Origin of the sequence: Streptomyces canus (assembly GCF_030815415.1) — a bacterium.
Taxonomy (GTDB): domain Bacteria; phylum Actinomycetota; class Actinomycetes; order Streptomycetales; family Streptomycetaceae; genus Streptomyces; species Streptomyces canus_F.
The window spans coordinates 1,185,108-1,211,631 of the sequence record NZ_JAUSWW010000001.1 but is presented as its reverse complement, the minus strand read 5'-3'; the positions used below and the strand labels follow the sequence as shown (position 1 = coordinate 1,211,631).

At 70.5% G+C, this 26,524-nt stretch carries 23 protein-coding genes and 1 pseudogene; 7 read left to right on the top strand and 17 right to left on the bottom strand.

Annotated features, from left to right (window positions below; genetic code table 11):
• Positions 1 to 94: 94 nt before the first annotated feature.
• The 3 genes from QF037_RS05640 to QF037_RS05630 are packed head-to-tail and all read right to left on the bottom strand — an operon-like array spanning position 95 to position 2,826.
• Positions 95 to 1,108, bottom strand: a complete 1,014-nt coding sequence (locus QF037_RS05640) for a zinc-dependent alcohol dehydrogenase (protein ID WP_307022433.1) — start codon at positions 1,106 to 1,108, stop codon at positions 95 to 97.
• Positions 1,109 to 1,118: 10 nt separating this feature from the next.
• On the bottom strand, positions 1,119 to 1,979 hold the full coding sequence (locus QF037_RS05635; RefSeq protein ID WP_307022431.1) for a fumarylacetoacetate hydrolase family protein: 861 nt from the start codon (positions 1,977 to 1,979) through the stop codon (positions 1,119 to 1,121).
• A gap of 28 nt (positions 1,980 to 2,007) precedes the next feature.
• Positions 2,008 to 2,826, bottom strand: a complete 819-nt coding sequence (locus QF037_RS05630) for an IclR family transcriptional regulator (RefSeq protein WP_307022429.1) — start codon at positions 2,824 to 2,826, stop codon at positions 2,008 to 2,010.
• Positions 2,827 to 2,873: 47 nt separating this feature from the next.
• On the opposite strand from QF037_RS05630, the gene QF037_RS05625 reads away from it, so the two are divergent.
• Positions 2,874 to 4,589: an IlvD/Edd family dehydratase gene (locus QF037_RS05625; protein WP_307022427.1), complete on the top strand. Its 1,716-nt coding sequence runs from the start codon at positions 2,874 to 2,876 to the stop codon at positions 4,587 to 4,589.
• On the opposite strand, the gene QF037_RS05620 is transcribed toward QF037_RS05625, so the two are convergent.
• Complete coding sequence (locus QF037_RS05620) at positions 4,581 to 5,525, bottom strand: helix-turn-helix domain-containing protein (RefSeq protein WP_307022425.1); 945 nt, start codon at positions 5,523 to 5,525, stop codon at positions 4,581 to 4,583. The two genes, QF037_RS05625 and QF037_RS05620, sit on opposite strands and share 9 nt — an antisense overlap.
• A 118-nt stretch (positions 5,526 to 5,643) precedes the next feature.
• Here QF037_RS05620 and QF037_RS05615 point away from each other — a divergent pair, with 118 nt between their 5' ends.
• The gene (locus QF037_RS05615; RefSeq protein ID WP_307022423.1) at positions 5,644 to 6,672 is read left to right on the top strand and encodes a saccharopine dehydrogenase family protein; all 1,029 of its coding nucleotides are present in this window, start codon (positions 5,644 to 5,646) and stop codon (positions 6,670 to 6,672) included.
• A gap of 176 nt (positions 6,673 to 6,848) precedes the next feature.
• Positions 6,849 to 7,610, top strand: a complete 762-nt coding sequence (locus tag QF037_RS05610; RefSeq protein ID WP_307022421.1) for a PIG-L family deacetylase — start codon at positions 6,849 to 6,851, stop codon at positions 7,608 to 7,610.
• A 24-nt stretch (positions 7,611 to 7,634) separates the two neighbouring features.
• On the opposite strand, the gene QF037_RS05605 is transcribed toward QF037_RS05610, so the two are convergent.
• Entirely contained in the window at positions 7,635 to 8,000 is a 366-nt protein-coding gene (locus QF037_RS05605; protein WP_307022419.1) for a hypothetical protein, read from the bottom strand.
• An 86-nt stretch (positions 8,001 to 8,086) separates the two neighbouring features.
• Here QF037_RS05605 and QF037_RS05600 point away from each other — a divergent pair, with 86 nt between their 5' ends.
• Complete coding sequence (locus QF037_RS05600; RefSeq protein WP_307022418.1) at positions 8,087 to 8,470, top strand: barstar family protein; 384 nt, start codon at positions 8,087 to 8,089, stop codon at positions 8,468 to 8,470.
• Between the two features lie 14 nt (positions 8,471 to 8,484).
• Here the strand turns inward: QF037_RS05600 and QF037_RS05595 are convergent, their stop codons facing one another.
• A complete protein-coding gene (locus tag QF037_RS05595; RefSeq protein ID WP_307022416.1) occupies positions 8,485 to 9,174 on the bottom strand; it encodes a DUF6882 domain-containing protein in 690 nt (229 codons plus the stop codon).
• A gap of 182 nt (positions 9,175 to 9,356) precedes the next feature.
• Here QF037_RS05595 and QF037_RS05590 point away from each other — a divergent pair, with 182 nt between their 5' ends.
• Positions 9,357 to 10,334, top strand: coding sequence for an endonuclease/exonuclease/phosphatase family protein (locus QF037_RS05590; protein ID WP_307022414.1), 978 nt, complete (start codon positions 9,357 to 9,359; stop codon positions 10,332 to 10,334).
• A gap of 1 nt (position 10,335) precedes the next feature.
• On the opposite strand, the gene QF037_RS05585 is transcribed toward QF037_RS05590, so the two are convergent.
• The 5 genes from QF037_RS05585 to QF037_RS05565 all read right to left on the bottom strand — a co-directional run bounded on the left by QF037_RS05585 (position 10,336) and on the right by QF037_RS05565 (position 14,028).
• Entirely contained in the window at positions 10,336 to 11,139 is an 804-nt protein-coding gene (locus QF037_RS05585) for a maleylpyruvate isomerase family mycothiol-dependent enzyme (protein ID WP_307022412.1), read from the bottom strand.
• A 60-nt stretch (positions 11,140 to 11,199) separates the two neighbouring features.
• Positions 11,200 to 11,649, bottom strand: a complete 450-nt coding sequence (locus QF037_RS05580; protein ID WP_307022410.1) for an SRPBCC family protein — start codon at positions 11,647 to 11,649, stop codon at positions 11,200 to 11,202.
• Entirely contained in the window at positions 11,646 to 11,996 is a 351-nt protein-coding gene (locus QF037_RS05575) for an ArsR/SmtB family transcription factor (RefSeq protein WP_307022408.1), read from the bottom strand. Before QF037_RS05575 ends, QF037_RS05580 begins: the two co-directional genes overlap by 4 nt.
• On the bottom strand, positions 11,993 to 12,451 hold the full coding sequence (locus QF037_RS05570; RefSeq protein ID WP_307022406.1) for an SRPBCC domain-containing protein: 459 nt from the start codon (positions 12,449 to 12,451) through the stop codon (positions 11,993 to 11,995). The genes QF037_RS05575 and QF037_RS05570 overlap by 4 nt, the downstream gene beginning before the upstream one ends.
• 98 nt (positions 12,452 to 12,549) lie before the next feature.
• Positions 12,550 to 14,028 (bottom strand): oxidoreductase, encoded by a 1,479-nt coding sequence (locus tag QF037_RS05565; protein ID WP_307022404.1) that lies wholly within the window; start codon positions 14,026 to 14,028, stop codon positions 12,550 to 12,552.
• Positions 14,029 to 14,108: 80 nt separating this feature from the next.
• Here QF037_RS05565 and QF037_RS05560 point away from each other — a divergent pair, with 80 nt between their 5' ends.
• Positions 14,109 to 14,828 (top strand): leucine-rich repeat domain-containing protein, encoded by a 720-nt coding sequence (locus tag QF037_RS05560; RefSeq protein ID WP_307022402.1) that lies wholly within the window; start codon positions 14,109 to 14,111, stop codon positions 14,826 to 14,828.
• A 44-nt stretch (positions 14,829 to 14,872) separates the two neighbouring features.
• Here the strand turns inward: QF037_RS05560 and QF037_RS05555 are convergent, their stop codons facing one another.
• From QF037_RS05555 to QF037_RS05545, 3 genes are all read right to left on the bottom strand, one after another.
• Positions 14,873 to 15,298, bottom strand: a complete 426-nt coding sequence (locus QF037_RS05555; RefSeq protein ID WP_307022400.1) for a VOC family protein — start codon at positions 15,296 to 15,298, stop codon at positions 14,873 to 14,875.
• Between the two features lie 53 nt (positions 15,299 to 15,351).
• On the bottom strand, positions 15,352 to 16,095 hold the full coding sequence (locus tag QF037_RS05550) for an SDR family NAD(P)-dependent oxidoreductase (RefSeq protein ID WP_307022398.1): 744 nt from the start codon (positions 16,093 to 16,095) through the stop codon (positions 15,352 to 15,354).
• A gap of 91 nt (positions 16,096 to 16,186) precedes the next feature.
• On the bottom strand, positions 16,187 to 16,966 hold the full coding sequence (locus tag QF037_RS05545; RefSeq protein WP_307022396.1) for a hypothetical protein: 780 nt from the start codon (positions 16,964 to 16,966) through the stop codon (positions 16,187 to 16,189).
• A gap of 196 nt (positions 16,967 to 17,162) precedes the next feature.
• Here QF037_RS05545 and QF037_RS05540 point away from each other — a divergent pair.
• Positions 17,163 to 17,854: pseudogene (locus QF037_RS05540) on the top strand (haloacid dehalogenase type II).
• A gap of 46 nt (positions 17,855 to 17,900) precedes the next feature.
• Here the strand turns inward: QF037_RS05540 and QF037_RS05535 are convergent.
• The 3 genes from QF037_RS05535 to QF037_RS05525 form a co-directional block, all read right to left on the bottom strand.
• Positions 17,901 to 18,539, bottom strand: a complete 639-nt coding sequence (locus tag QF037_RS05535; RefSeq protein WP_307022394.1) for a hypothetical protein — start codon at positions 18,537 to 18,539, stop codon at positions 17,901 to 17,903.
• A gap of 73 nt (positions 18,540 to 18,612) precedes the next feature.
• Positions 18,613 to 23,823: a family 43 glycosylhydrolase gene (locus tag QF037_RS05530; protein ID WP_307022392.1), complete on the bottom strand. Its 5,211-nt coding sequence runs from the start codon at positions 23,821 to 23,823 to the stop codon at positions 18,613 to 18,615.
• A 268-nt stretch (positions 23,824 to 24,091) separates the two neighbouring features.
• A complete protein-coding gene (locus tag QF037_RS05525; protein ID WP_307022390.1) occupies positions 24,092 to 26,269 on the bottom strand; it encodes a sensor histidine kinase in 2,178 nt (725 codons plus the stop codon).
• Positions 26,270 to 26,524: the final 255 nt, after the last annotated feature.

The following is a 26,524-nucleotide window of genomic DNA, read 5'->3' as shown; positions in this document are numbered from 1 at the left end:
AAGGGCTCCGTCGACCGTCCGCCGCGCACAGTGAGGGGCCGCACCCGCGGTGGGTGCGGCCCCTCACGACGCCGGGATGTTCACGCCGAGCGAGTCATTGGTGCGGGTCGACGTGGATCTTCGGACCCGGCCCGGCGCCCGCCGGACGCTCACCGGCGAGCACCGGGCCGACCTCGTCGAGCCCCACGGTGGCGGCGACCAGCGGTCTGGGGTCCACCGACCCCTCGGCGTAGGCCTTGATCGTCGCGTCGAGCCCCGGGGAGGCGGACAGCACGCCCACGGCCGTCACGTCCTTGAGGAGGAGCGTGCGATGGTCGAGGCGGGCGGGTTCGCCGGCCAGCCCGATGTAGACGACACGGCCCGCCGGCTCGACCAACTCCAGGGCACGGTTGGGGAGATGAGGGGCGGTCGAGGCGTCCACGACCGAGTCGAACGGCAGGTCCGGCAGGTTCCCTTCCGTCCATACGTGCGCGAAGCCCAGGTCGCGGGCGAAGGCGAGGGAGCTGTCGGTGACCCCCATCAGGTGCACCTCGGCACCGGCGGCCCGCAGGAACATCGCGACCAGCAGGCCGATCGTCCCCGGGCCCAGCACGAGGGCCCGGTCACCGGGACGCGGCGCGGCGGCCCGTGCGGCGCGCAGGGCGTTCCCGCCCGGCTCCACGAGCGCTCCGAGTACGGCGTCGACGGAGTCGGGCAGGGTGTGCAACGAGGAGGCGGGGACGGCGAGTTGTTCCGCCAGCGCCCCCGCCCGGGCCCCGCGGATACCCACCTCCTGGCGCTTCTCGCAGACATGCCCGCGGCCCAGCAGACAGCGACGGCAGGTGCCGCAGCCGAGCATCGTGTCGCCCATGACCCGGCGTCCGAGCCGGCCGGGGTCGACGCCGTCGCCGAGTGCCGTGACCCGGCCGGACCACTCGTGGCCGAGGCGCATCGGGTAGGCGGCGTGTCCCTGATGGAGATAGGCCATCTCGCCGGTGAAGAACTCCACGTCGGTGCCGCACACGCCGACCCGCTCGACGTCGACGACGACCTCACCGGGTCCGGCCACCGGCGCCGGGAGGTCCTGGACCTCGTAGGTGCCGGGGCCGGTCAGTACGAAAGCGCGCATCGAGAGCCGCTCACCGGGGCCCGAGCACGTGCTGGCGCTGTGTGCCGAGCTGCTTGATGCCCAGCTCCATCACGTCACCCGGCTGGAGATACACGGGCGGGGTGAGTCCCATGCCGACGCCGGGCGGGGTGCCGGTGTTGATGAGGTCGCCGGGTTCCAGGACGAGGAACTGGCTGAGGTAGTGCACGATGAAGTACGGGTCGAAGATCATCGTCTTGGTGTTGCCGGTCTGCCGCCGTACCCCGTTGACGTCCAGCCACATGTCCAGTGCGAGGACGTCGTCGATCTCGTCGGCCGTGGCCAGCCACGGCCCCGCCGGGTTGAAGGTCTCCGCGGACTTGCCCTTGGCCCACTGCCCGCCGCGCTCCAGCTGGAAGCCGCGCTCGCTGACGTCGTTGACGACCACATACCCGGCGATGGCGTCGCGGGCCTCCGCCACCGAATCCAGGTAGCCGACGCGCCGGCCGATCACGATGCCGAGCTCCACCTCCCAGTCGGTCTTGGAGGAACCGCGCGGGATGCGCACGTCGTCGTGGGGGCCGATCAGCGTGTTGGGCGACTTGGTGAACAGGATCGGCTCGTCGGGCACGGCCATGCCGCTCTCGGCGGCGTGGTCACGGTAGTTGAGCCCGATGCACAGGATCTGGTGCGGACGTGCGAGGGGGGCGCCGACCCGCTCCCCGGCGAAGCGGGACACCCGCCCCGCCGCCGTCCGCTCGGCCACGACGGGACGGACGCGGTCCAGGCCGCCCGAACCGAAGAACGCCTCGTCGAAGTCGGTGACGACATCGGAGAGGTCGACGTACGTGTCGTCGTCTACGCGGGCGACGGGCTTCTCGGCGCCGGGGGCACCGATGCGCATGAGGTACACGGGGCTGTCTCCAGGGGGTGAGGGGGCTTCAGCCGTTCGGCTCGTTCAGCAGGGCACGGATCTCGTCGAGCGCGTCGACGAGGGAGGCGAGCGGCGTCCGGTAGGCGAGCGCGCTGATGCTCACGGCTCCGGAGGGGGCCGTCGGGGAGGTGAGATAGACCGGCAGGGCAAGGCAGTTGACCCCGGTCTCGTTCTCCTGGTCGTCGACGCCGTACCCGCGCTCCCGCGTGGCCGCGAGCTCACGGTGCAGATCGGCCGCCGCGCACAGACTCCGTGGCGTACGGCGATTCAGGCCGCCCGGGGCCCCGGCCCATGCCTCGACCTCCTCCAGGGACGTCAACTCCCGCGCGAGCAGCAGCTTTCCGACGGCGGTGGTGTGGGCGGGGTTGCGCCCGCCGATCGTCGACGTGAGCCGTACGGCACCGGTGGGCGGGTCGAACTTGGCGCGGTAGACGACCTCATGGCCGTCGAGCACCGCGTAGTGCGCCGTCTCACCGAACCGGCCTGCCAGCGCGTCGAGCACGGGCCGGACCCGGACATGATCGGGCCGTGCCTCGTGGTGGGCGAACGCCATCCGCAGGAACTCGTCCCCCAGCACATAACGGCCGCGCGCGTCCTGGTCGGCCAGCCCGGCCCGCCGCAGCGCCCCCAGCGCTCGGTGCACGGTCGGCTTGGGGCTCCCCATCACCCGGGTCAGCTCCTCCAGCCCCACGCCGCCGGGATGGCGGGCGAGCTCCTTGAGGACCGCGAGCACCCGGTCCGAACCCACGAGCCGGCCGCCGTCGACGCCGGTCGCGCCGTCCGTGCCGGGGTCTGTCGGTCCGTCGTCCGTCTGCGTAGGCTTCATCGCGTTCCGAACAGTAGACCGACGTACCGACTATTGGAAGGGACCCCATGGTGAGGCTCCGCAGCGCACAGTGGTACGCGGGTCAGGACCGCAACGGTTACATCCACCGGGCGTGGATGCGCCGGGGCGTGCCCGCCGACGCGTTCACCGGGCGGCCCCAGATCGCCATCGCCAACACCGCCTCGGACCTGACCCCCTGCAACGCACACCTCGACGAGGTCGCCGCCTCGGTGCGCAACGGCGTCTACGAGGCGGGCGGCATCCCGCTGGACCTGCCGGTCGTGTCGCTCGGCGAGACGAACGTGCGGCCGACCGCGATGCTCTGGCGCAACATGGCCGCGATGGCCACGGAGGAGATGCTGCGGGCCAACCCCCTGGACGGCGTCGTCCTGTTGGGCGGCTGCGACAAGACGATTCCGTCGCTGCTCATGGCCGCCGCCTCGGTGGACCTGCCCGCGGTCGTGGTCCCCGGCGGCCCGATGCTCAACGGCACCTTCCGCGGCGGCCTGCTGGGCTGCGGCACCGGGGTGTGGCGGCTGTCGGAGGAGGTCCGGGCGGGCACGCTCTCCCAGGAGCAGTTCGTCCGCTCCGAGTCCTCGATGATCCGCAGCCGCGGGCACTGCAACACCATGGGCACCGCGTCGACGATGGCGCTGGTCGCCGAGGCGCTGGGCACGGTACTGCCCGGCGTGGCCGGCACCCCGGCCCCCGACAGCCGTCTCCTGGAGGCCGCGCACCACACCGGGCGGCTGGCGGTGGACATGGTCGCCGCCGACCGGCGGCCGGGCACCTTCCTGACCAAGGGGTCCTTCCACAACGCGATCGTGGCGCTGGCCGCGGTGGGGGGCTCGACCAACGCGGTCGTCCATCTCCTCGCGATCGCGGGCCGGTTGGGCATCGACCTGACCCTCGACGACTTCGATCGCATCGGCTCGCGCGTCCCCGTCCTGGTGGACCTCCAGCCCGCCGGCCGCTTCCTCATGGAGGACCTCCACCGCGCCGGGGGACTCCTCGCGGTCCTGCGCGAAGTCCGCGACCTGCTCGACCCCGACGCGCTGACCGTCACCGGCGAACCCCTGGTCGGCTTCCTCGACGACGCCACCGTCTGGGACGCCGACGTCATCCGCCCCCGCGCCGAACCCCTTGTCGCCGAGGGCGGTATCGCCGTCCTGCGCGGCAATCTCGCCCCGGACGGCGCCCTCGTCAAACCGGCCGCCGCCTCCCCGCACCTGCTGCGCCATCGTGGCCGCGCGGTCGTCTTCGACTCCATCGAGGACTTCCACGCCCGTGTCGACGACCCCGACCTGGACGTCGATGCCGACTCCGTCCTGGTCCTGCGCGGCTGCGGACCCAAGGGCTACCCGGGGATGCCCGAGGTCTCCAACATGCCGCTGCCGAAGAAACTCCTCGAACAGGGGGTCCGTGACATGGTCCGCGTCTGCGACGGCCGGATGAGCGGCACGGCGTACGGCACGGTGGTCCTGCACGTGGCCCCCGAAGCCGCGGCGGGCGGTCCGCTGGGGCTGGTGCGCACGGGCGACTTCATCACCCTCGACGTCGAGGCCCGCCGTATCGACGTCGACGTACCGCACGACGAACTCGCCCACCGCACGCCCGACCAGGCCACGGTCGACGGCTTCGCCGCTCCCCGACGCGGCTGGGAGCGGCTCTACGTCGACCACGTCCTGCAGGCCGACACCGGGGCCGACCTCGACTTCCTCGTCGGCTCCAGCGGGTCCGAGGTCAGCCGTGAGTCACATTGAGCGAGCGCGGAAGGTGCGGCGATAGCTGTCCGGGGGCACGCCGACCGTGCGGTTGAAGTGGCGGCGCAGGGTCGTGGCGGTGCCCATGCCGGTGGCTGTCGCGATGGCGTCGACGCTGTCGTCGGTGGCCTCCAGCAACTCCTGGGCGCGGCGGATGCGTTGGGTGAGCAGCCACTGAAGCGGGGTGGTGCCGGTCGTCTCCCTGAACCGGCGGCCCAGGTGGCGTGAGCTCATCCGGGCCTGACGGGCCAGGTCCTCCACGGTCAGCGGCCGGTCGAGCCGCTCGAGGACCCAGGGGAGCAGCGCGCCGAGCGGATGGTCGTCGCGGGTCGGCACCGGGGCGGCGACGAACTGTGCCTGGCCGCCCGCCCGGTGCGGTGGCACCACCAAGCGGCGGGCGACGGCGTTGGCGACGGCCGAGCCGTGGTCCTGCCGGACGAGGTGCAGACACAGGTCCATCGCGGCGGCCTTGCCCGCGGAGGTGAGCACGCTGCCGTTGTCGACGTAGAGCACGTCCGGATCCACGTCGATGTGCGGATGCCGGGCGGCCAGCACGTCGGTGTGCGCCCAGTGCGTGGTCGCCTGCTTCCCGTCCAGCAGACCGGCGGCGGCCAGCACGAACGCCCCCGTGCACAGGGACGCCACCCGGGCGCCCGCCTCATGGGCCGCGCGCACCGCGGCGACCAGCTCGGCGGGCGGGTCCACGTCGACGTCCGCCCAGCCCGGCACGATCACGGTGTCGGCATGCCGGAGCCCGTCGAGCCCCTGATCGGGCTCGAGGCGGAACCGGCCCACCCGCACGGCGGCGGAACCGCAGACGGTGACGTCGTACCAGGGGACGGTCACGCCGACCGGGGCGGCTGCGAACACCTCGTAGGCCATGGACAGTTCGAAGTGCAGCATTCCGTCGGTGACGGCGAGCGCGAGAGAGGCCATGTCCGAAAGTGTACGGGGCACGTCGTTCCGGACACTCACGCAAGGGCGTACGAACTCGGCAGGATGGTCTCAGTCGATCAGCGCACACCGTTGATCAGTCGCACACAGGGGAGATCTCATGGGATCGGGACAGACGGTCACGGTGTACGGCGCGTACGGGCACACCGGACGCTTCGTGGTCGCACACCTGCTGGAGCGCGGGTTCGTCCCCGTGCTCTCCGGCCGTGACGCCGACAAGCTGCGCCAGCTGGCCGCCTCCTTCCCCGGCCTCGACGTCCGGCCCGCCTCCGTCGACGACACCGCCGCCCTCGACCGCGCCCTGGTCGGCGCGGACGCCGTGATCAACAGCGCGGGTCCCTTCGCGACCACCGCGGCCCCCGTGATCGAGGCGGCCCTGCGCGCCGGGATCCCCTACGTGGACGTGGCCGCCGAGATCGAGGCCAACGTCGACACCTTCACTGTCTTCGCGGACCGGGCCCGGGCGGCGAGAGCCGTGATCGTCCCCGCGATGGCGTTCTACGGCGGCCTCGGCGACCTCCTGGCCACCGCCGCGATGGGCGACTGGACGACGGCCGACGAGGCGCACATCGCCTACGGGCTGAGCAGCTGGCACCCCACCGCCGGGACCCGGGCCGCGGGCGAGGTCTCCCACGGCCGACGCGGCGGGCAGCGCGTGCGCTACACGAAGGGGCGGCTGGCGTACCACGACGACCAGCCGACGGTTCTGAAGTGGCACTTCCCCGAGCCGATGGGCATCCGGGACGTCATGGGGGAGTTCACGATGGCCGACGTCGTCACCATCCCCAGCCATCTGTCCATCCCCGAGGTCAGCACCCACATGGCGACCGAGGCGGCCAGGGAACTCGCCGCCTCCGACACACCGGCGCCCACCGTGACCGACGACGGGCGCTCCGACCAGACCTTCCTCGTCGACGCCGTCGTCCGCTCCGGCGGCACCGAACGGCGCGCCGTCGCCCGCGGCCGGGACATCTACGCCGTCACCGCACCGCTCGCCGTCGAGGCGGTCCACCGCATCCTCACCGGCCGGACCAGGACGGTCGGGGTCGCCTCCGCCGGCGAGATCTTCGACGCCCCCGACTTCCTGCGCGCCCTGTCGCCGCACATCACCGTCGAGCTGCGCCCGTAGCGCTAACGGCGACCGGAACTGGGGCCACGAGCAAGGAAGTTGATGTGCGAAGCTGTCCCCACCGTGAGCGGCGAGCGGGCCGTGGCGGGCGTCGGGAGGAGCGCAGGGTGACAGGGGAGGAACCGAGTCGCACCGTCCCCGATCCGACCGACCACTCGCCTCGGAAGGTGATCACCGTGCCCGTGCCGAGCCTGCTCGCCGTCTTCGCCCACCCCGACGACGAGTCCCTGTCGGCGGGCGGAGTACTCGCCCGCCACGCGTCCGCCGGCGCGCGCACCGCAGTCGTCACGGCGACCTGGGCGGAAGACACCCCGCGCGCAGCGGAGTTGGCCGAGGCGCTGCGCATCCTCGGTGCGGGCGCCCCGCGGATGCTCGGCCACGCCGACGCGCGTGCTCCTCACTCGGCCCCGGGCAGCCCACGGTTCTGCGATGCGCCACTCGACGACCTGGTGGGTCAACTGGTCGCCCACATCCGGGAGTTCCGACCGGACATCGTCATCACCCACGATGCCTACGGCGGCCTGACGGGCCATCCCGACCATGTCCACACCCACCGGGTCACGGCACTCGCGCTCGAGGCGGCCGGCCTCGAACGCCTCTACCCCGACGCCGGCGAGCCCTGGCACACGAGAGCCATGTACATGGCCACGCATCCGCACTCCGCCATGGCGGTGTGGGGCGACCACTGGGCCCCGACGGGCAAGGCCATGTACACCGTTCCCGACGAGCGCGTCACCGCGGCGGTCGATGTCCGCCCTTGGCTGGAGCAGAAGATCGCCGCCGTCCTCGCCCACCGCACCGAGGTGACCCGAGGGGCTGCCCCGGGCCTGATCGCCGCCCTCCCGGCAGCCGACCGTGAACTGCTGCTGTCGACGGAGTGGTACATCCGCCACAACCCCGTCTCCACGGGAGCGGCACAGACGGAACTGACGTCCTGAGACCCCCGGCGGCGGACTCCTCTGTCACGACCGCTCGCCGTGCCGCGACCGCTGAGCCGCCAACAGTGCGGCCACGCCCACCAACCCCAGTACGCCGGCAGAGCGGAAGGTGCGTGACGAACGCCAGGACAGCACCGACCACCGCGACTGCGCGGACAGACACGATCCCGTGCTCAGCCATGACCCGAACGAGACCAGCGACAGCGCCGACCCGATCGATCCCACGGACAGCGCGCTCCCGATCGATCCGACGGACAAGGCCGAGCCGACCGACCCGATGGACAGCACAGACCCCACGGATCCGATCGACAGCACCGAGTCCTGCGACCACAGGGACAACAAGGAGTTCGAGTCGGTGCGCTGTGTCGACGATCCGGATGTTTTGGTCATGAGGCCATCTTGCCTGCCGCTCCCGAGGGTTCGCAGTCGATGCGTCCCACGAGGGCGCTCACCGAACGGCACGTATTGTCCGGGGCGTGACAACCACCTACGTACTGGACGGCTCGCAGATCACCACGCTGGAGAACTTCTGGCGCGTTGTCGGGGAGAGCATCGGCGACGACGGATACTTCGGCCGCAACCTCGATGCCTTCGCCGACTGCCTCCGAGGCGGCTACGGCACGCCGGAGGACGGCGACTACGTGATCGAGTGGCGTGACCACGAGGCGTCCCGCCGTCACCTCGGCCACCCCGAGACCGCACGGCAGCTCGACATCCGGCTCGCGCGCTGCCACCCGACGAACCGGCCCTCCGTGAGCGCGGAACTGGCTCAGGCCCGCGCCGGGCGCGGGCCCACCGTCTTCGACTGGCTGGTCGGGATCATCGAGGACGAGCATCCGGGCGGGCTACGCCTGTGCTGACCGCCCCCGGCCGCTCAGGGCAGAACCTTCACCTGCACCCCCGAGATCCGCCCCACCGCGTCGAAGCCCACCTCGACCGCGTTGCCGGCGCCCAGGTCCGCGACGGTCCGGTCGCCCTCGGAACTCCGGGGCACACCGTGGTGATCGAAGTAGCCGCCGACGACCTCCCGGGCCGAGTACCCGATCAGCCCCGCTCCGGTGAGCAGCGTCCGGGGCAGCGTGACCGGGTCCAGGCCGGCACGGGGGACCCGGGCGTCGTCGGGCAGGAAGTAGACCTGAGTGGCCGGTCCCGCCGGAACGCCGATGTACCCGGGCGCCTCGGCCACCCCCATCCCCGTGAAGGCGAGCATCTCGGCGGCCCGCCGAGGATCGGCGAACCCGGACAACGGCACGATGTCCTCGGTCAGTTCGGTGATCCCGTGCACCCGCCCGTACCGCCGGACCGCGCCGGTCAGCGCCACCACCTCGGTGCCCCGCAGACCAGGATTGGCCCAGCCCCACATCCAGGACCGCTGCTCCATGTCGTACGTGCCCAGCACCGCCACCCGCAGCTCCAGCTCCCCCTGCCGATACAGGCAGGAGGGCAGATCGGCGGTCCACGGCCCCTCGGGCAGGAACGCGCCCAGCGCATCGAGCTGGGCCGCGCCCCACGCGGCATGTCGTTCGGCCTCGAGCAGGAACGCCTCGCTGAATTCGCTCACCATGCCCCGACCCTATGAAACCGCCGGACCACACCTCGAACGGGGTCGGCCCGGCCAAGGAGAAGCCCGGACCCGCCGCTCGCCGGGTTCGGCCGGACGAGGCGCGTCACCGCAACGGCCTCTTGCTCCCCGGTGCGCGATCTCGCAGGCTCGAAACGCTCTGCTCCCAGCGTCGAGGAGGATCTGTGCCCGCCGAAGCCGACATCCTGGCGCCGCCCCAACGGGTGCTCGAACGGGTCGAACGCTGGGACGCGTTCCTCGACGGAGCGGTACCGGCGAAGGACGACGGGACCAACCTGCTGATCGCGACCTGGAACCTGCGCGCCTTCTCCGACCTCACCAAGGCCTGGACCACCCCGGAGGGCGCCTCGCCGAAGCGGAACTTCACCGACATCCACCTGATCGCGTCGGTCGTCCGCCGGTTCGACGTCGTGGCGGTGCAGGAGGTGCGCGGCAACCTGCGTTCCCTGCGCTATCTGCTGAAGGTCCTCGGCGACGACTGGGCGTTCATCCTCACCGATGTGACACGGGGCAGCGCGGGCAACAGCGAACGGCTGGCGTTCCTGTTCGACACCCGCAGGGTGAAGCCGTCAGGACTGGCCTGCGAGCTGGTGGTGCCCATCGAGGAGGACGCGGGCGTTCCCGCGACCGATCTGGAGAAACAGTTCGCCCGTACGCCCTACGCGGTCAGCTTCCTCTCCCAGGGCCAGACGTTCACCCTGGTCACCCTGCACGTCCTGTACGGCGACAAGGCTACCGATCGGGCACCGGAACTGCGGGCGATCGCGCGGTGGCTGGCCTCCTGGGCGGAACAGGAGTTCGGCTGGGACCACAACCTCATCGCGCTGGGAGACTTCAACATCGACCGCGCCGGCGACCCTCTCTTCCAGGCCTTCACCTCCACCGGCCTGGTCCCCGCCCCCTCCTTGGACGGCCTGCCGCGCACGATCTTCGACGACCCGGGCGCCGAACACTTCTACGACCAGATCGCGTGGTTCACCAAGGGGCAGAAGCGCCGACCGGTGCTGACACTGGAAGCCCTGGCCGGAGGGCACCTCGACTTCGTGCCCGAGCTGCGCGGCGACCGGATGCTGGGCGAGCTGTCCTGGCACATCTCGGACCACTTCCCGCTGTGGGTGGAGTTCGGGATCCCGGCGCCCTGACCTATTTGCGGAGCCAGAAGCCGGAGCGCTCCAGCCACAGGGACAGCAGATCGCCGTCCCCGAACACCTCGACCGACGGGTCGGCCGGGGTGCGGCGGCCGTAGAGCAGCAGAACGAGGTCGGTGAGCGGGGCGCGTACCGCCACCGAGGCCTTCGCGTGGATGTGGCTCCAGGTGATCGGCACGCCCGTGAGGTCCACCAGCCATTCGGCGTGAGGCGCGTCGGTGGCGTGCAGGTGCAGGGTGCGGCCGGGTCCGGTGAGCGGCGGGGCGTCGGGCCCGGCGGCCTCCAGCACCCGGGGCAGCGCGCCGAACCCCATCCACTCGTCCAGGGCGTCCCGCGCCAGCTCCTCCCGTACGGCGAAGGGGGCGCCCGTGACGAAGGCGGCGTCGGCGGCGTGCAAGGTCGTCTCATGGGCCATCCGCCGGGCCCAGAAACCCGCGACACCACTCGGCGCGACGGTCCACACCGGAGCATCGGGACCGGCCTCGCGCAGGGCACCCGTCAGCTCCGCCGCCCCCTCGGCGAGCCAGGCGTCCAGGTCGGCGGCGGACTCGGGACCGGGCGAGTAGACATCGTCCACCATGTCGTGGGCGACGGGACCGGTGGCCCGGCCACGGACGATCCGCGCCGCCCACCGATGGGTTCCCCCGACATGCCGGGCGAGCTGGGTGAGACTCCACCCGGGACAGCTGGGGACGGGCGTCGCGGCCGGCCCCGCCTCGGCGGACCGCACAGCCGCGCGCAACTCGTCGGCCCGGGAGCCGATTTCGGTGCAGTAGACGTCGTGCTCCACATCACTCACCGAGCCACCGTAAGACGGACCGGACTCCCGCTCAACGCGGATTCGGCGCTCAGCGCCCCTCTAGTGCCAGTCGCTGATCCGGACATCGGCAGGTGCCGGGCTGCCGTGGCCCGTCTCGGCGTACTCCTTGAGGCTCATCAGGAAGAGCGCCCACTTCGTACTGCAGTGGTGCATGAACTCGACCGGCTCGCGCCAGCCCTCGTGCTTGAACAGGACGATCGTGTAGTCGTCGGTCCGGCTGAGGGTCCAGTCGATCTCGGTGCCGATCCATTCCGCGGGGCCGTCCGTGACGCGCCACCGGACATGGCCGGCGGGGTCGAGTTCCAGGATCTCCATGTCGAAACCGCCGACGTCGCCGAAGCGGAACGCCAGTCGGCCGCCGACCTCGCTCTTGCCCGTGGTGTCGGTCGTCCACCAGCCGGCGAGGCCCTCGGGTGTCGCGAGCGCCCGGTAGACCTCGTCCAGCGGCGCGACGGCGCCGATGCGGTGCAGGATGTCGACCATGGTCATGTTCCTTCCGTAGTGGTGCGGCTTCGTTCGATCGTTTCGGCGAAGTGCTTGATACGGCGGAGCCGGGCGTCCCAGGTGGCGCCGACCGCGGCCAGTTGCGCGACCGCGCGGGCGAGTTGGGCCTCGTCGACGCGGTAGCGCCGCTCCCGTCCGGCCGGTTCGGCGTGGACCAGCCCGACCCGGTCGAGAACGGCGAGATGCTTCGAGACGGCCTGCCGGGTGACGGGAAGGCTCGCGCTGAGCGAGGTCGCGGTCCCCGGTCCGGACGCGAGGAGCAGGTCGATCATGGTGCGCCGGGTCGGGTCGCCGATCGCGGACCACAGGTCGTCGTCGACCGGCGTGCTCATCGGGTCGACGCCAGCCGCGCGGCGTAGGCGCCCAGCCGGGGGATGTAGTGGTCCCAGCCGCTCACGTGATCGCGGTACTGCTCCTCGAGTACGGCGATCTCCCAGCCCATCTCGCGGAACCCGGTCTCGGTCATCCGCACCAGGGTCCCCGTCTGCGTCGGCACGAGATCGAAGGTGACCAGCAGGGAGTCACCGCCGCGTTCGGCACCGGTGTGGCACCACCGGAACGAGAACCGTTTGGGCGGGTCGACCTCGACCACCGTGAACGCGACGGTCTTGGTCTCGCCCGTGGCCTTGTCACGCCAGAAGAGCTCTCCCGGTGCCCCTTCGGCGGGCTCGAACCGGGCGTCGTCCGGCCACCACTCCCGCATGTGTTCCGGTCGGCTGACGACCTCGAAGACCACGTCGGGCGACGCGTCGACGTGAAGGTCGCGCTCGATGCTTCCGTACTCCATACCCGGCTCCCTTTTGCAACCATCGGTTGCGTATCAGAGTACGACCGAAGACGCCCTAGCGCAACCATCGGTTGCGATGTCGGGGAGGGAGGGTGCAATCAGTTCCGGTTCAGGGTCCGGGTGATGCCGGCGAGTACCGCCGTCGTGAGGATCCAGCCCGCCGCGATCAAGGCGTACGACAGCCAGGCGGCCGTACCGCCCTCCCAGTACCAGGACGTGCGCTGGCCGAGACCCCCGATGGGAATCAGCAGGTCGAGCGTGTAGACCAAGGGGTTGAACGGGGGCACCTGGCCGGGCTCGGTCGCCGTGGGGGTGTGGGAGGCGAAGACCGTGCTGCCGAGCAGGATCAGCGCCGCGAGCCACCCGCCCGCACGCCACGGGCGGTAGCCGTAGCCGACGGTGGCCTCCAGAAGGTGGCCCCACAGCCGGGCGGGCAGTGACAGGGTTCTTCTGCGATGGCGCTGCTTGGCCAGCAGTACGCGCCGGGCGTCGTCGTCATGGCCGATCTGCCGGTACCAGGACGCCAGTTGCTCGTACGGCTGGGCCGCGTACCCCGGATGGCGTCGCACCCACGCCACACGACGCTCCACGGACGACGCCTGGAGCTCGCTGCTCTCGTGCAGGGAGCCATAGGTGAAGCCCTGCAGCCGTACGCGCTCCGGCCAGACACCCTCCCGGTCGTGGAGGGCGACGGCCCGGGCGTCCTCGAGATCCACCATGCCGGACGGCGCCCGGGCCGGGGTGAAGACGACGATTCCCGCCTGCATACGGGCACAGTCGAGGGCCGTGCCGTCGGCCCGCAGCACGGCGGCGTCGAAGCTCACCTGGTCGGTGATCTGCGTGCCCCGCAGGCTGACCGTCCCCTCGGCCGTGAACCCCTCGGACAGCGCCATGCTGCTCACCACCGCGTGGTCGGCGAGGAGCGCCACACCCCCGGGATGGTGCAGCCGCGTCCGCTCCATGTGCAGGCCGCCGAGCAGTTGGGCGCCCACGAGTCGCACGCCGCCGTGCACGGTGGCGGTACGGCAGAACAGCCCGCCTTCCATGACGAGCCCGCCGGCGTACAGGGCCCAGCCGTCGGGATGTGAGAGGGCCGCGTGGCTGAGTACCAGCTCACCGGTCACGCGCGCGTTCAGCAGCTTCACGGCTCCGCTGACCACCGTGTGCCGCAGAGCGACCCTGCCCTCCACCCTGGCCATGCTGAGGTCGAGCCCCGGCAGTCTGCTGCCCTTGATCTGGATCGTCCGGGTGGTCGCGCCGTACAGTCCGGCGCCCTGCTCGAACCAGCACCCCTCGAACCGCATGACATGCCCGATCTCGGCCCCGCCGAGCTCCAGGCCCCCACTGATCCGCGCGCCCGCGAGCCGCAGTGCGGGCACCCCTCCCGGCCGGGCCGGGTTCGCGCCGAGGAGCAGGGCGGCCACCACACCGGCTCGCACGGTCCGCTCGTCGCCCCAGTCGCCCCCGTTGCCGGGGTCGTCCTCCGCCGCACCCGTACGGAAGTCCACCGAACGGCCCGTGGGATACGCGTCCCACAACTGCCGCTCCGCCGACGTGAGTTCCTCGTACGCATACACGCCGGAAGAGTAACGGGCAGAAGCCGCGAATGATCGAGACTGGCTCTGCACCGTTGGTACACCGGAAGGAAGAACACATCGTGCCGCACGTCCTGAACCTCTGGCGTCAACAGCTGGGAGAAGTACCCGAGTCGGTGTGGGACAGGACCGAACTCCAGGTGCTGATCCTCGCGGACAACGGACTCACGGAGCTCCCCGCCGCGATCGGCCGGCTGCACCGACTGACCACACTGGACCTCGGCCACAACCTCCTCCCGGCCGTGCCCGGGACGCTCGGAGACCTGACCGCCCTCGACGGCTGCCTCTATCTGCACGACAACGAGCTGGTCGAACTCCCGCAGTCCCTGGGCAACCTGACCCGACTGCGCTACCTCAACGTCGGGGAGAACCAGCTGACCGCGCTGCCGGAAACCATCGGCCTGATGGCCGGGCTGATCGAACTGCGGTCCCAGCACAACCAGTTGACCGCCCTGCCCGACAGCCTCGGCGACCTGCGCGGCCTGCGCGAACTCTGGCTCCGGGGCAACGCACTCGAAAGCCTGCCGCCGACCGTGGCCGACCTCCACGAACTGCGCCACCTGGACCTGCGCGAGAACGCCTTCGCCGAACTCCCGGAGCCCCTCACCGCACTGCCCCGCCTCCGCCACCTCGACCTGCGCAGCAACCGACTGGTCCAACTGCCGCACCGGGTGCTGGAGATGCCCGCCCTGGAGAAGCTGGACCTGCGCTGGAACGCGTGCGAACCTCCCGCGTCGCTCCTCGCCGAGCTGGAACGACGAGGATGTGTCGTCCTCCTGTAGACCCGGAAAGCGGCCGGACACGCACCGGCTGCGAGGACCGTCCCTCAGACGACGGGCTCACCGACGCCCAGCAGGTTTCCCTCGCTGTCCCGGAACCAGGCGGCGCGCTCGCCCCGGGCACCCTTGCTGGGATAGTTGCCCTCGACGTCCGCGATGGAGTCCTTCGTGCGCAGACCGGGCACATCGACGTCCTCGAACACCACGCCGCGCCGCTTGAGCTCCGCCACGACGGCCTCGATGTCGTCGACCTCCCAGCCCATCTGCGTGAAGGTGCCGGCCGAGGCTCCCGTGAAGGCGAAGAGGGCGAAGTCCGAGCCCGAGCACCGGTACAGCAGCCCGCCGGGCCGTTCGTCGACGGGCTCCAGCCCGAGCTTCTCGGCATAGAAACGCCGGGCCCGCTCCAAATCCTGGGCGGGCAGCCGGGTCGCCACGCGTCCCCGGGCGAGCAGGTTCCTGTCGTCTGCGTCCATAGGTCCACTGTGCCGCCGGCCGCCGCGGAGCGCAGGGAAGCAGGTGCGACCGCTCAGGTGAGGTTGAGTCCGCCGTCCAGGACGATGACCTCGCCGGTGAGGTAGGTGCTGGCGATGACCGAGGCCACGAGGTCGGCCACGTCGGAGGGCCGGGCCGGGCGGCCCATGGGGGCGCGGTCGCGCCACAGTTCGTGGGCCTGCGTCCAGTCCTTGGTCATGGGGGTGTCGACCAGGCCCGGGGCGATGGCGTTGACGCGTACATCGGGTGCGAGGGCGGCCGCGAGGAGCCGGGTGACGTGGTTGAGCGCGGCCTTGCTCGCCGCGTAGGGCACCGACGAGCCCTTGGGGCGCACCCCGGCGTGGCTGGTGATGTTGACGACGGAGCCGCCGGTGGGGGACCGGCGCAGCGCGGGAAGGGCGGCGGTGCAGAGCACCCAGGGGGCGATCAGGTTGACCTCCAGCAGTTGCCGCCAGTCCGCCGGTGTCGCCGCGGCGAGGTCGTGGTGGGGGATGGGCCAGCTGATGCCGGCGTTGTTGACCAGGACGTCCAGCCGGCCGTAGCGGCCCAGCGTCTCCTCCACCAGGGCGCGCGCCTCGTCCTCGACCGCGAGGTCGGCCCGCACATACGCGCCGTCGAGTTCCGCCGCCAGCGCCCTGCCCGCGTCCACGCTGCGCCGCGAGTGCACGACGACACGCGTCCCGTCGGCCGCCAGTCTGCGCGCGACGGCCTCCCCGATGCCCGAGGTGGAGCCGGTGACCAGGGCGACGGGGCGATCCGCTTGTTCGATGCTGCTCATGCTTGCGGATCTTGCCATGCCTCCCGGAGCCCGATGCCGGAGCGGGCGGCCCACCGGCATCGTCACCGGGAGATCAGTGACCGCGCACCGCTCAGCCGGCCGAAGTGGTCTGTGCCGCCCGGCGTGCCTCGGTGAGGGCTCGCTGCCTGAGGTTGCCGCCGAACAACTGCATCGTGGTGGCGGCCAGGATGTCTTCCCTGCCGATGGTCCGCCCGTCCCCCCTGCGGGTGGACAGGGCCCGGAGGGGATCCTTGTGGAACGGGGGAGGGGCCGGTTCGCCCGACATCTCCAGGGTGACCGTGCCGAAACGTTGGACCCCGCCCTCGCGGACCACCCTGACCGCGTCCAGGGCGAGGTCCGTCAGGAGCACGCTCGCGATTCCGTCCAGGTCGCGGACCATCGCCGGGACGGCCGTCGCCCGCCGGCTCCGCAGCAGCTTCTTGACCCCGGCCTCGAACCTGTGGGCACCGACCACAGCACTCGGTTTGCGCGACCTGCTGCGCTTGCGAGAAGACACGATGACGCCCTCGGCGTCGTACAGGACACCGGTCAGGCCTCGAAACGTCGGGCTGTGGTCGTACCACTTGGTCCCCACCTCGAGCTCGACGTTCCGGTCGATCGCCGCGAGAAGGTCCCCGGGGATCAGCTTCTTCCGGGCCTCCGCCGCCGCCGCTCTCCTCGCGCCGTCGATGATCTCCGCCAGCACTGTCCGCGTCACCGACGCGGCGGCCCACGCGGCCGACCGGGAGACGTGCATCGGGGTCACGTCCCTGAACACAGCTTTGACGAGAGAAGCCTTGAACGGCGAGACATCCACCACCGAGGCGGTCTCGGGACCGCTGCGCTCAGGCCGTGCGGGCTGTGTGGTCATCGGAAGGAACGCTCCCTGCTGTCGGAGTTGTCAGAGGCCCACACTTCACCACGCGGACCCGCTCTCTTCCCTCATCCTCCAGGCGGGGCTACGCGCAGCCTCGAAGCGCGTAGCCGGTTCGGGAATCGGGGTGGCCGCTCGTCGCGTTGTCCCCACGAGCGCTCACCCGTCCCAGCTTCGTCCAGGAGACCTCCCCATGGCAGAGCCGGAGATCGACGCCATCGTGTTCGACGTGCTCGGCACCCTCGTCGACGAACCCGCCGGTCTGCGCGCCGGTATCCGTGCGTTCGCCCCGAAGCTCGACGACCCCGGAATCGAGGAGCTCCTGTCGTTGTGGCAGCGGCACATCGAGACCGAGCAGCGCCGCATCCTCGATGGTGTCCGGGCTTATGTCCCCACCGACGTACTGGACCTGGAAGCCGCCCGCGTGGTCGCCGACGCCGCCGGAGTCGACGACCCCGCGGCGGTGACGGCGCTGTCCCTGTCGGGTCGCCGGCTCCCGCCCTGGCCCGACACCGTCGCGGGGCTCGCCCGGCTCGCCGAACGGTTCCCGCTGATCGGACTCTCCAACGCGAGCCGGACGGCGCTCCTGGGCATCAACGCTTCCACGCCGGACTGCGCTGGCATCAGGCCCTGTCCGCCGAGGACGCCCGGACCTACAAGCCGGACCCGGCCGTCTACCGACTGGCTGTCACCGTCTCCGGGCTACCACCGGAGCGGCTGCTGATGGTCGCCGCCCATGCCTGGGACCTGCGCGGAGCGCAGAGCCTCGGCCTGAGCACCGCCTATGTGCCCCGCCCGGCCGGCGACCCGCCCACTGCCTCGGACCGATTCGACGTGCACGCCGCCGACTTGAGCGACCTCGCCGACCGACTCCGCCAGAAATAAGGGAATGCCTGGGGGGTTCGACACCCCAGGCATTCCCGGTCGTGGATTACAGCCCGTCACGCACCATGGCGGCGACGATCTGCACATGGCGGTCGGCCGCCGTACCGGACATCTCGTTCTCGTAGTTCAGTCCGTAGGGCCAGAAGTGGCCACCGCCCGTGGACAGTTTGGCGCCGGAGCCGTCGAACTGCCGGACCAGTGCCGTGGCCTGCGCGCCGGTCCAGGTGCCGCTGCCGCCGAGAGCGGACCAGCCCGAGCTCGTTCCCACCCCGATGGTGTGGGCGATCTCGTGCAGGGCCGTCCTCTCGGTCATGTAGCTGCGGTTGCCGAAGCGGATGGTGCCGTTGATGTTGCCGTCGGCGGTGGGCACGCCCGGGTCGTAGCGCACGGTGATGCTCTTCCCCAGGTCGCTGAGGTTGTTGTAGCGCGCCACGGCCGCGTTCATGGCCGCCGTGATGAGGTTGTACGCCGTCTGCTGGTCCGCCGTGGGATTGCTCGCCCGTTCCAGGGTCCAGGTGATGGTGGCCGCCGCCACCTGCTCCTGTGGGACGGGCGCTGCCTTCGGCGCGGCCTGCGCGACGCCGGGCCCCGCGAGCAGGGCCGCGGCGAGCGCGGTGACGGCCAGTGTGGTGCGCCAGGGTATGGCCGTTCGAGGACTGTGCTCCTTGTCCTGACGTGGGCTCATATGAGGTCCTCCTGTGGGGGGTTGGCCGTCGAGTGTGGGGGGACGGCGTGACCGGTACGCCCGGCCGGGGTGTTCACTCCCGACGGTCGCCGATGGTGATCAATCCGGTGATCTTCGAGCTGGTGACGTTGTCGTAGACGACGTCACCACCGGACTTCTTCCAGATCCTGACGTGGAAGCTGTCCGGGGTATCGGTGGCGGTGACGCGGAAGGCGTAGCCGTCGGTGCCGTTGACCGTGCCGGTGCCCTGGTAGACGGCCTGGGAGCCGGTGACCACGAGCCAGTCGGAGCCGGTGGAACGGAACTTCAGCTTGGCCGGGCCGAAGTCGAGGGACATCTGCCCGACGGGGACGGAGGTCAGATTCGTGTAGAAGGCGGTGAAGAAGAAGGCGGCCTTGCCGGTCAGTGTCGGCTTGGCGGGGTAGGCCCCGGCCGGCGAGGTGAAGAGGCCGGTGCCGAACGCGGGTCCGGCGGCTCGGTCGTAGACGATCAGCTCGGGGAGCGTCCTGCTGTCCGAGGCGCCGTCGTCGTCGGTGACGGTGATCACCGGGTTGCGGATACCGGCCTTGCGGTAGGTGTGTTCCGCCCGGCAGCCGGACGCGGTGACCGTGCCGGCCGTCGGCACGGTGCCGTCCTTCCAGTCGACCGTGCAGGTGTGGGTGTCACGGGTGCCCGGGTCGGTGAACCCGGCCGTGACGACCGCCTGCTTGCCCACCGACACCGGGGACTTCGGCCCCGCGGCGGAGGTGAGGGCCGGTGCCGAGTTGGCGACCTCGACGGTCGCCGTGTCGCTGCTGCGGCCGCCGGTCAGCGTCACCTTGAACGTGCCGTTGTCGGTGCAGGTGAGCGTCGTACGGGCGGCACCGGCGTCGGCGAAGGTGCAGGGCGCCCCCGCCTCGGCGGTCCACTTGGCGGTGCCCGCGCCGGACACCGTGCCGTTGAGCTGGATCTTGTCGCCTTCCTTGCCGGAGGCGTCCGCGCCGGCCCGGGCGATGGTGACCGGGTCGATGCTCTCCAGGGTGGGGACGACCTTCTTGATCAGGCCGTCGGCGTCGAACTCCATCTTGTCGATGGTGGTTTCGCGGTGCATGCCGTCACCGCCGGGGATGGCGAAGCGGTGGTAGACGATGTACCAGTCGTCGGTGCCCGGGACGTGGACCACCGAGTGGTGGCCGGGGCCCTTGATGCCGAGCGAGAGGTCCTTCTCCAGGATCACGCCCTGCTTGGTCCAGGGACCGGTGGGCGAGGGGCCGGTGGCGTAGGCGACCTGGTAGTTCTCGTCACGTGTGTCGTTCTCCGACCACATGAAGTAGTAGGTGCCCTTGCGCTTGATGACGAAGGAGCCCTCGTTGTAGTTGCTCGGCGTGATGTTGGTGACCTTCGAGGCGTCGAAGGAGACCATGTCGTCGTTGAGCGGGACGACATAGGCGCGGCCGTTGCCCCAGTACAGGTACGACGTGCCGTCGTCGTCGGTGAAGACGGCCGGGTCGATCATCTGGCCCGTGTAGGCACCGGCCTTCAGCAGCGGCTTGCCGAGCGCGTCCGTGAACGGGCCGGTGGGTGAGTCGGAGACCGCGACACCGATGTTCGCGTCGGCGCAGAAGTAGAAGTAGTACTTGCCGTTCCGCTCCTCCATGGCCGGCGCCCAGGCCCTGCTGTCCGCCCAGGAGACGTCCGGACCCAGGTCCAGGATGACGCCGTGGTCGGTCCAGTGGACCAGGTCCTTGGAGGAGTACGCCTTGAACTGCGTACCGCTCCAGCCGTCGAAGCCGTCGGTGGTCGGGTAGATGTAGAAGGTGTCGCCGAAGCGGACCACGTTCGGGTCGGCGTTGAGACCGGGCAGGACCGGGCTCTTCATGATCGCCGCCGAGACCGTCCAGGTGCGCTTCTTGCCGTCCGAGCCGGTTACCTCGTACGTCACCGGCTTCGTGAAGTCGTGCAGGGTGCCGGAGGCGGGGCTGATGGTCGCACCGTGGGCGAGGGTGAACTGCGGTGCCAGAGCGGTGACATCGCTGCCCGGGGTGAGCGGCAGGACGATCTTGCTGTCCTTGTCGGTGATGATCGCGTCGGTCTTGAGCGCCGGGTGGGTCGCCGCGGCGATCCCGGTCGTGTTGCCGCTGAGTTCCAGGATCTCGGCGGGCGTCAGGGCCCGGTTGTAGATCCGGAAGTCGTCGACCTCGCCGCCGAAGTACGGGTCGGGGGAGTAGAGGGACTTGCCGATGTAGCCGGAGTAGTCCTTCGCCGAGTCGTACAGCTCGGACGGCTTGACAGTGACCCCGTTGACCCGGGCCGCCTCGGCGCCGTCCACGTAGAGGATCGCCGTCCCGGTCGCGCCGTCCAGGGTGACCGTGAGGTGCTGCCACTCGCCGGCCGTGAGCCGGGAGCCGCCGATCATCTGCTTCTCGCCGGACCAGGTGGCCTTGGTGATCGCGGAGAACAGTTTGCCGCTGCCGTTGGACGGGGTGGCGAACAGGTACTTGTTGCTGTCCGGGCCGAGTCCGAACAGCCACTGGAAGTTGTCGCCGCCCTTCCACTTGACGTACGTGGAGACGGTGACGCTGTTCGTGTCCTTCAGCACGCCGCCCGGGATCTTGACGTACGGCGAGCTGGAGCCGCTGTCGCCGCCGGACATCTTGAACGAGCCGCCCTCGACACCGGTGCCGAAGTCGGGCGTACGGACGTAGGTGCCGTGGTAGCCGTGGCCGCTGGAGTCGCGGGCGATGCTGCCGCCGCTCTCGTCGAAGTCGTAGTGCAGGAGCAGGTCGGCCGGGACGTCCGGGCCCTCGGCGGAGACGGTGACCTCGGCGCTGACGCCGATCGCGGAGTCGCCCGCCAGGTCGCCCTTCACCGTGAAGGTGCCGGCCTGCGCGTACTGCGATGCGGCCACGTCCTCCCAGGTGACGGCGACGGGACGCTTCACGCCGCCCGCGGACTCGGCGATGACGGTGGCGGGCAGGACCGGGGCGTCACCGATGCGCGTCTCGACCTTGACGTCCTCGACGCCCGTGATGATCTGGTCCGGCTGGTACGTCTTGAGGAGCCGGTCGTACTCGGCCTGGGTGACCGGCAGCACCGTGCCGTGCCGGGGCTTGGAGGGCAGGTCGTAGCCGGTGGACGGCTTCCAGGCGCCGGAGGCCAGGTCGGTCGTCTCGAAGGGGATGTAGCCGCGTCCGCCGAACTCGTCGAGGAACGCGTACCACTTCTCCTCGGTGTTCGACTTGAACACCAACGGGCCCTCGGCCGCGCTCATCTCGCCCTTGCCGATGCCCTCGGCGACGGCGGTCCAGGAGAGGTTGCGGAGCGTGTCGCTCTTCTCCTCGAAGATGAACTTGCTGTTGGGCGTGGAGGAGGTGTTGTTCCGCTCGTCCTTGGAGAGGCGGAAGTACGTGCCGTCGTGCTGGATGACCGTGGAGTCGATGACCGAGTAGCCGCGGTCGACCCAGACCTTGGGCTCGCTGAAGGTGTAGAAGTCACGGGTCGTCGCGTACATCATGCGGTTGTACGTGTCGCCTGAGTGGGCCTCGTTGTCGTACAGCTTGGAGGCCCAGAAGACGACGTACTCGCCGAGCTTCTCGTCGTAGTACGCCTCCGGGGCCCAGGTGTTGCCGGCCGCGTCGGGGGAGACCTTCACCAGGCGCTGGTTGGTCCAGTTCACCAGGTCGGTGGACTCCCAGACCATGATGGACTTGCTGCCGGTGCGCTGGGAGGCGTCCCAGTCGCCGTTGCCGTAGATCCGCAGGTCGGTGGCGATCTGGTAGAACTTGTCGCCCTCGGGGGAGCGGATGATGAACGGGTCGCGCAGGCCCTTCTCGCCGAGCGTGGAGGTCAGGACCGGCTTGCCGTCGTTCAACTCCCGCCACTTCAGCGGGTCGTTGCCCTTGCTGAGTGCGGCGTAGAGCTGCTCGCCGTCCGAGGTGCCCTCGCCGGTGAAGTAGCTGAACATGTAGCCCTTGAGGGCTTCCTTCTCGGGCAGTTCCGGCACCTTCGCGGTGAAGGTGCGGGTCGTCTTCGCGTCGCCCTTGGTGACGGTGGCGGTCAGCTCGACGGTCGTGGTGCCGTCGCCGTGCGCGGGCCGGTGGACCACGCCCTCGGCGGAGACGACGTCCGTGTTCGCGGAGGACCAGGAGACCTTGGTGCCGAGGTCGCCCTCGGCCGGGAAGGTGAGGTTGCCGCGGACGTCGTCGAGGTTGTGCACGGTCAGTGCCTCGGCGGCCTGCTGGACGGCGGTCGTGTCGTCGACGGCGGGCAGGACCGTGACCTCGAAGGTCTTGGTGGCGCTGAAGCTGCCCTTCTTCAGGGTCGCGGTCAGCGTGGCGTGGCCGTCCGGCTGACCGGAGGCGGGGCGGGTCACCGCGCCGGAGCCGGAGACGACGTCGGTGTTGTCGCTCTCCCAGGTGATGGAGGAGCCGCCGGCGGTGCCCGTCTTGGGCAGGGTCAGATCGGCGGTCACCGCGCTGGTGTCGCCCAGGGTGAGGGCCGCCTTGTCGGCGGCGACGCCCTGTTCGGCGACGGGGAGCGAGAGCTGCTCGACTTCGGAGCCGGCGAGTGCGCGGTCGTAGACCCGGAAGTCACGGATCTTGCCCTTGAAGAGCTTGTCGCTGGTGTAGACCGACTTGCCTATGTAGTTGGCGGTCGTGGTGCCCGAGCCGATGGAGCCCGGGGTGGTGGTGACCGAGGTGTTGCGGCCGACCTCCACGCCGTCCTCGTACAGCACGGCCGTGGTGCCGGTCTGGGTGTAGGTGAGCTGCTTCCACACCGAGCGGGTCAGGTTGTGCGAGTCGGTGGGGCGGGTGTTCTGCTCCGTCGACCAGTTGCCGGACGCGATGGCGGTGCGCAGCGAGTTGCCGGTGGCGAAGAGGTAGCCGTTGCCGGCGCCGCTGGTGGTGTTGCCGAAGCCGTAGATGAAGTACGGGGTGCTCTGCGACTCGTCCATCAGCACGTCCATGGAGACGCTGATCGAGTCCATGCCCTTCATGACGTCGTTCGGCACCTTGATGTAGGTGTCCGAGCCGTTGAAGGCGAGGCCCTGGCCGGTGCCCGTCCAGCCGGCGGTCCCGTTGACCGTGCCGTCCCGGCCGTTGCCGGAGGCGTCGGTGACGGTGGTGCCGGAGGAGGCGTCGAGCTTGTACCAGAGAGCCAGTCCGTCGGTGACGTCCGCGGTGTCGGCCGCCTGCGCGGGGAGGAGCGGTGCGGTGAGGCCGAGGAACAGCGCTGCGACGGTCAGGCCGGCGAATCGGCCCGTCCGGCGTCTCGCGCGGGTGCGCGGACGTGCGAAGTACGTCATGTGGGGTTTCCCTGCTGAGGCATGGCTGACGGGGGAGGGAAAAAGGCGTGGCGGAGCAGGCCGTCGACGGGGGTGGCCTCGGCGGTGGACACCCTGGCGTTTCGGCTGTGTGACGTCGTGTTGCGAGAGTGTCAAACGGGGTGTGGTGCAGCGTCAAGAGGTTTCGAACAATGTCCGACAGGTCGAACATTGCTCTGATGGGTCCACCGGCCGGAGTGCGGCACCCTGTTGGGCAGACGGCGTCGCACCCCGGGGGCTCGCCGGCTGCCTACCGAGGAACGTCCTCGTGCTCGTCATGTTCCGTGAGGCGGCGCCGCTCCTCGCGGTAGAGGTAGCGGCTCATCGCGTCCGTGCCCGACTGGTCCCGAGCCGCGTGGGCCCTCTGACCGCCCTGGGAGAACGACTCCACGATGCTCCCGTCGGGACCCGCGAAGTGCGGTGCGTTCTCCAGGGGATAGGGGGAGCCCGCGGCCGAGTCGACGGGAACCTCATGCGCCGCCGCGTAGGTGATCGTGTGCGGCAGCATGATCAGCGACGTCGTGCCCGACTGCTGTCGCGACGGCCGCAACTGGACACGGATGCCGTGCCGGTCGGCGAGTCGGCCGACCACGAACAGACCCATCTGCCGGGAGATGTTGGCGTCGACGGTCGGCGGATGGGCGAGCTTGTGGTTGATGGCGGCGAAGTCCTCGGCGGTCAGACCGATGCCGCTGTCATGGATCTCCACCATGATCCGCCCGTCGGGAAGCCGGCCCGCGGTGACATACACCTTCATCTGCGGTGTGGAGAACGCGGTGGCGTTCTCCAGGAGTTCGGCCAGCAGATGTACGAGGTCGCTCACGGCGCGGCCGTGGATCTCGGCCTCCGGGACGCCCGAGAGCTCGATGCGCTCGTACTGCTCCACCTCCGAGGCGGCCGCCCGCAGCACGTCGATCAGCGCGAGTTGCGGCATCCCGTGGTGGTTGGACTCCTCGCCGGCGAGGACCAGGAGGTTCTCGCCGTTGCGGCGCATACGGGTGGCCAGATGGTCCAGGCGGAAGAGGTTGTCCAGCTGGTCCGGGTCGGCCTCGTTGTTCTCCAGGTCGGTGATCAGGGCCAGTTGACCCTCGACGAGCGACTGGCTGCGGCGCGACAGGTTGGTGAAGATCGCGTTGATGTTGCCCCGCAGCGCCGCCTGCTCGGCGGCCAGCCGCACCGCCTCACGGTGCACCTGGTCGAAGGCCCGGGCGACCTCGCCGATCTCGTCGGTCGAGGTGATCGGGATCGGCGCCACCCGGGTGTCGACCCGGCCGGGAGTGGCACGGTTGAGCTGGGAGAGCAGGGCCGGCAGCCGCTGCTCGGCGATCTGGAACGCCGAGCCGCGCAGGACACTCATCCGGCGGCTCATCGAGCGGGCCACCCCGGCGGCGATCAGGAACGCGGCGAGCACGGCGCCGAGGACCACGGCCGACAGGACGATGGCGTCCCGGCGCGCGCTGTCGGCGATGTCCTTCGCGTTGGCGAGCGCGGTGTCGCTGAGATAGACCTCGACCTGGCGGTACGCGTCGAAGGAGAGCGTGGAGGCGGCGAAGAAGGAGTCGGTGGTGATGCCCTGCTCCGCGAGGTCCGCGGCCGACTTCCCCGACGCGATCTCACTGATCATCGTCGTCATGGCCGGCGGGACGACGTAGTCCTCGCCGGCCGCGTCGGCACGCGCCGCGGCCTGGGTGACCTGCTGCTCGCCCTTGGTCTTCGCGGCCGCCAGCGCCTTCTTCAGCCGCGTCGTGTCCTGGCTCGTGGCGGCGCCGTCGAACTCCACCAGCGCGACCTGCTGGAGATAGGCGTAGGAGCGGAACGAGGCGAGCTGGGTGGCGAGTTCACCCTCCTTGAGCTTGCTGCGGTCCTCGGCCAGGATGTGCGTGCCGATGGCCCGGGTCAGGGACTCGGCGGCCTGTGTGAGCGAGATGGCGTACAGGGCGCGGCCGAAGCTGGCCTGGTTGCTGCTGCCGAAGCCGAGCTCGTTGGAGAGTTCCATCAGCGGGTGCTGGATCAGGTGGTACTTCTCCTCGGTCTGCACCCCGGGCAGCGCGGACGTGAACGCCGCGTCTCGGATGCCGGCGAGTTGCTTGCCGCCGCTCTGGACGACCTCGACCCTTCTCAGCAGACGCTCGGTTCGGGGCATCCGCTCCACCGTCTTGTCGAACGCGGCCCTGTCCTGATCGGTGATCTTGCGCGCCTTGGCGACGACACTCGAGTCGGTGTCGCCCCGCAGCAACGGGACGACCGACAGATCACGCTCGTTGATCGCGTCACTGGCGTACTTGTTCGCCGCCTGCACCAACTCCGCGACCCGGACCGCGTCGTCGGCGCTCTGCCAGGTGTCCACGGCGCGCGTCACCCTGAATCCGCCGAGCACGAGCGTGACCACGACCGGGATCAGCAGGATGGCCCGCAGTCGCCGTGCCACCCGCCAGTTGTGGGTGAAGGAGATGCCCTTTTTGCGCCCGGTCGCTTTCGGCTGCTCAGGCCGTTGAGGCGGTGGAGTCGGCTGAGCCGCGGGAGCTCCCGCAGCTGCCTTGCGGGGCGCTGCTCGCCTTGCTTTGCTCACGCGACTACCGACCTCTCGACGACGGGTGGCCCGCGACCGTGCCCGGCTGAACGTGTCGGGCCGTTCCTGGCTGCATGCGTGCGGGACCCGATCACGGTTCCTTTGAACCGTTAC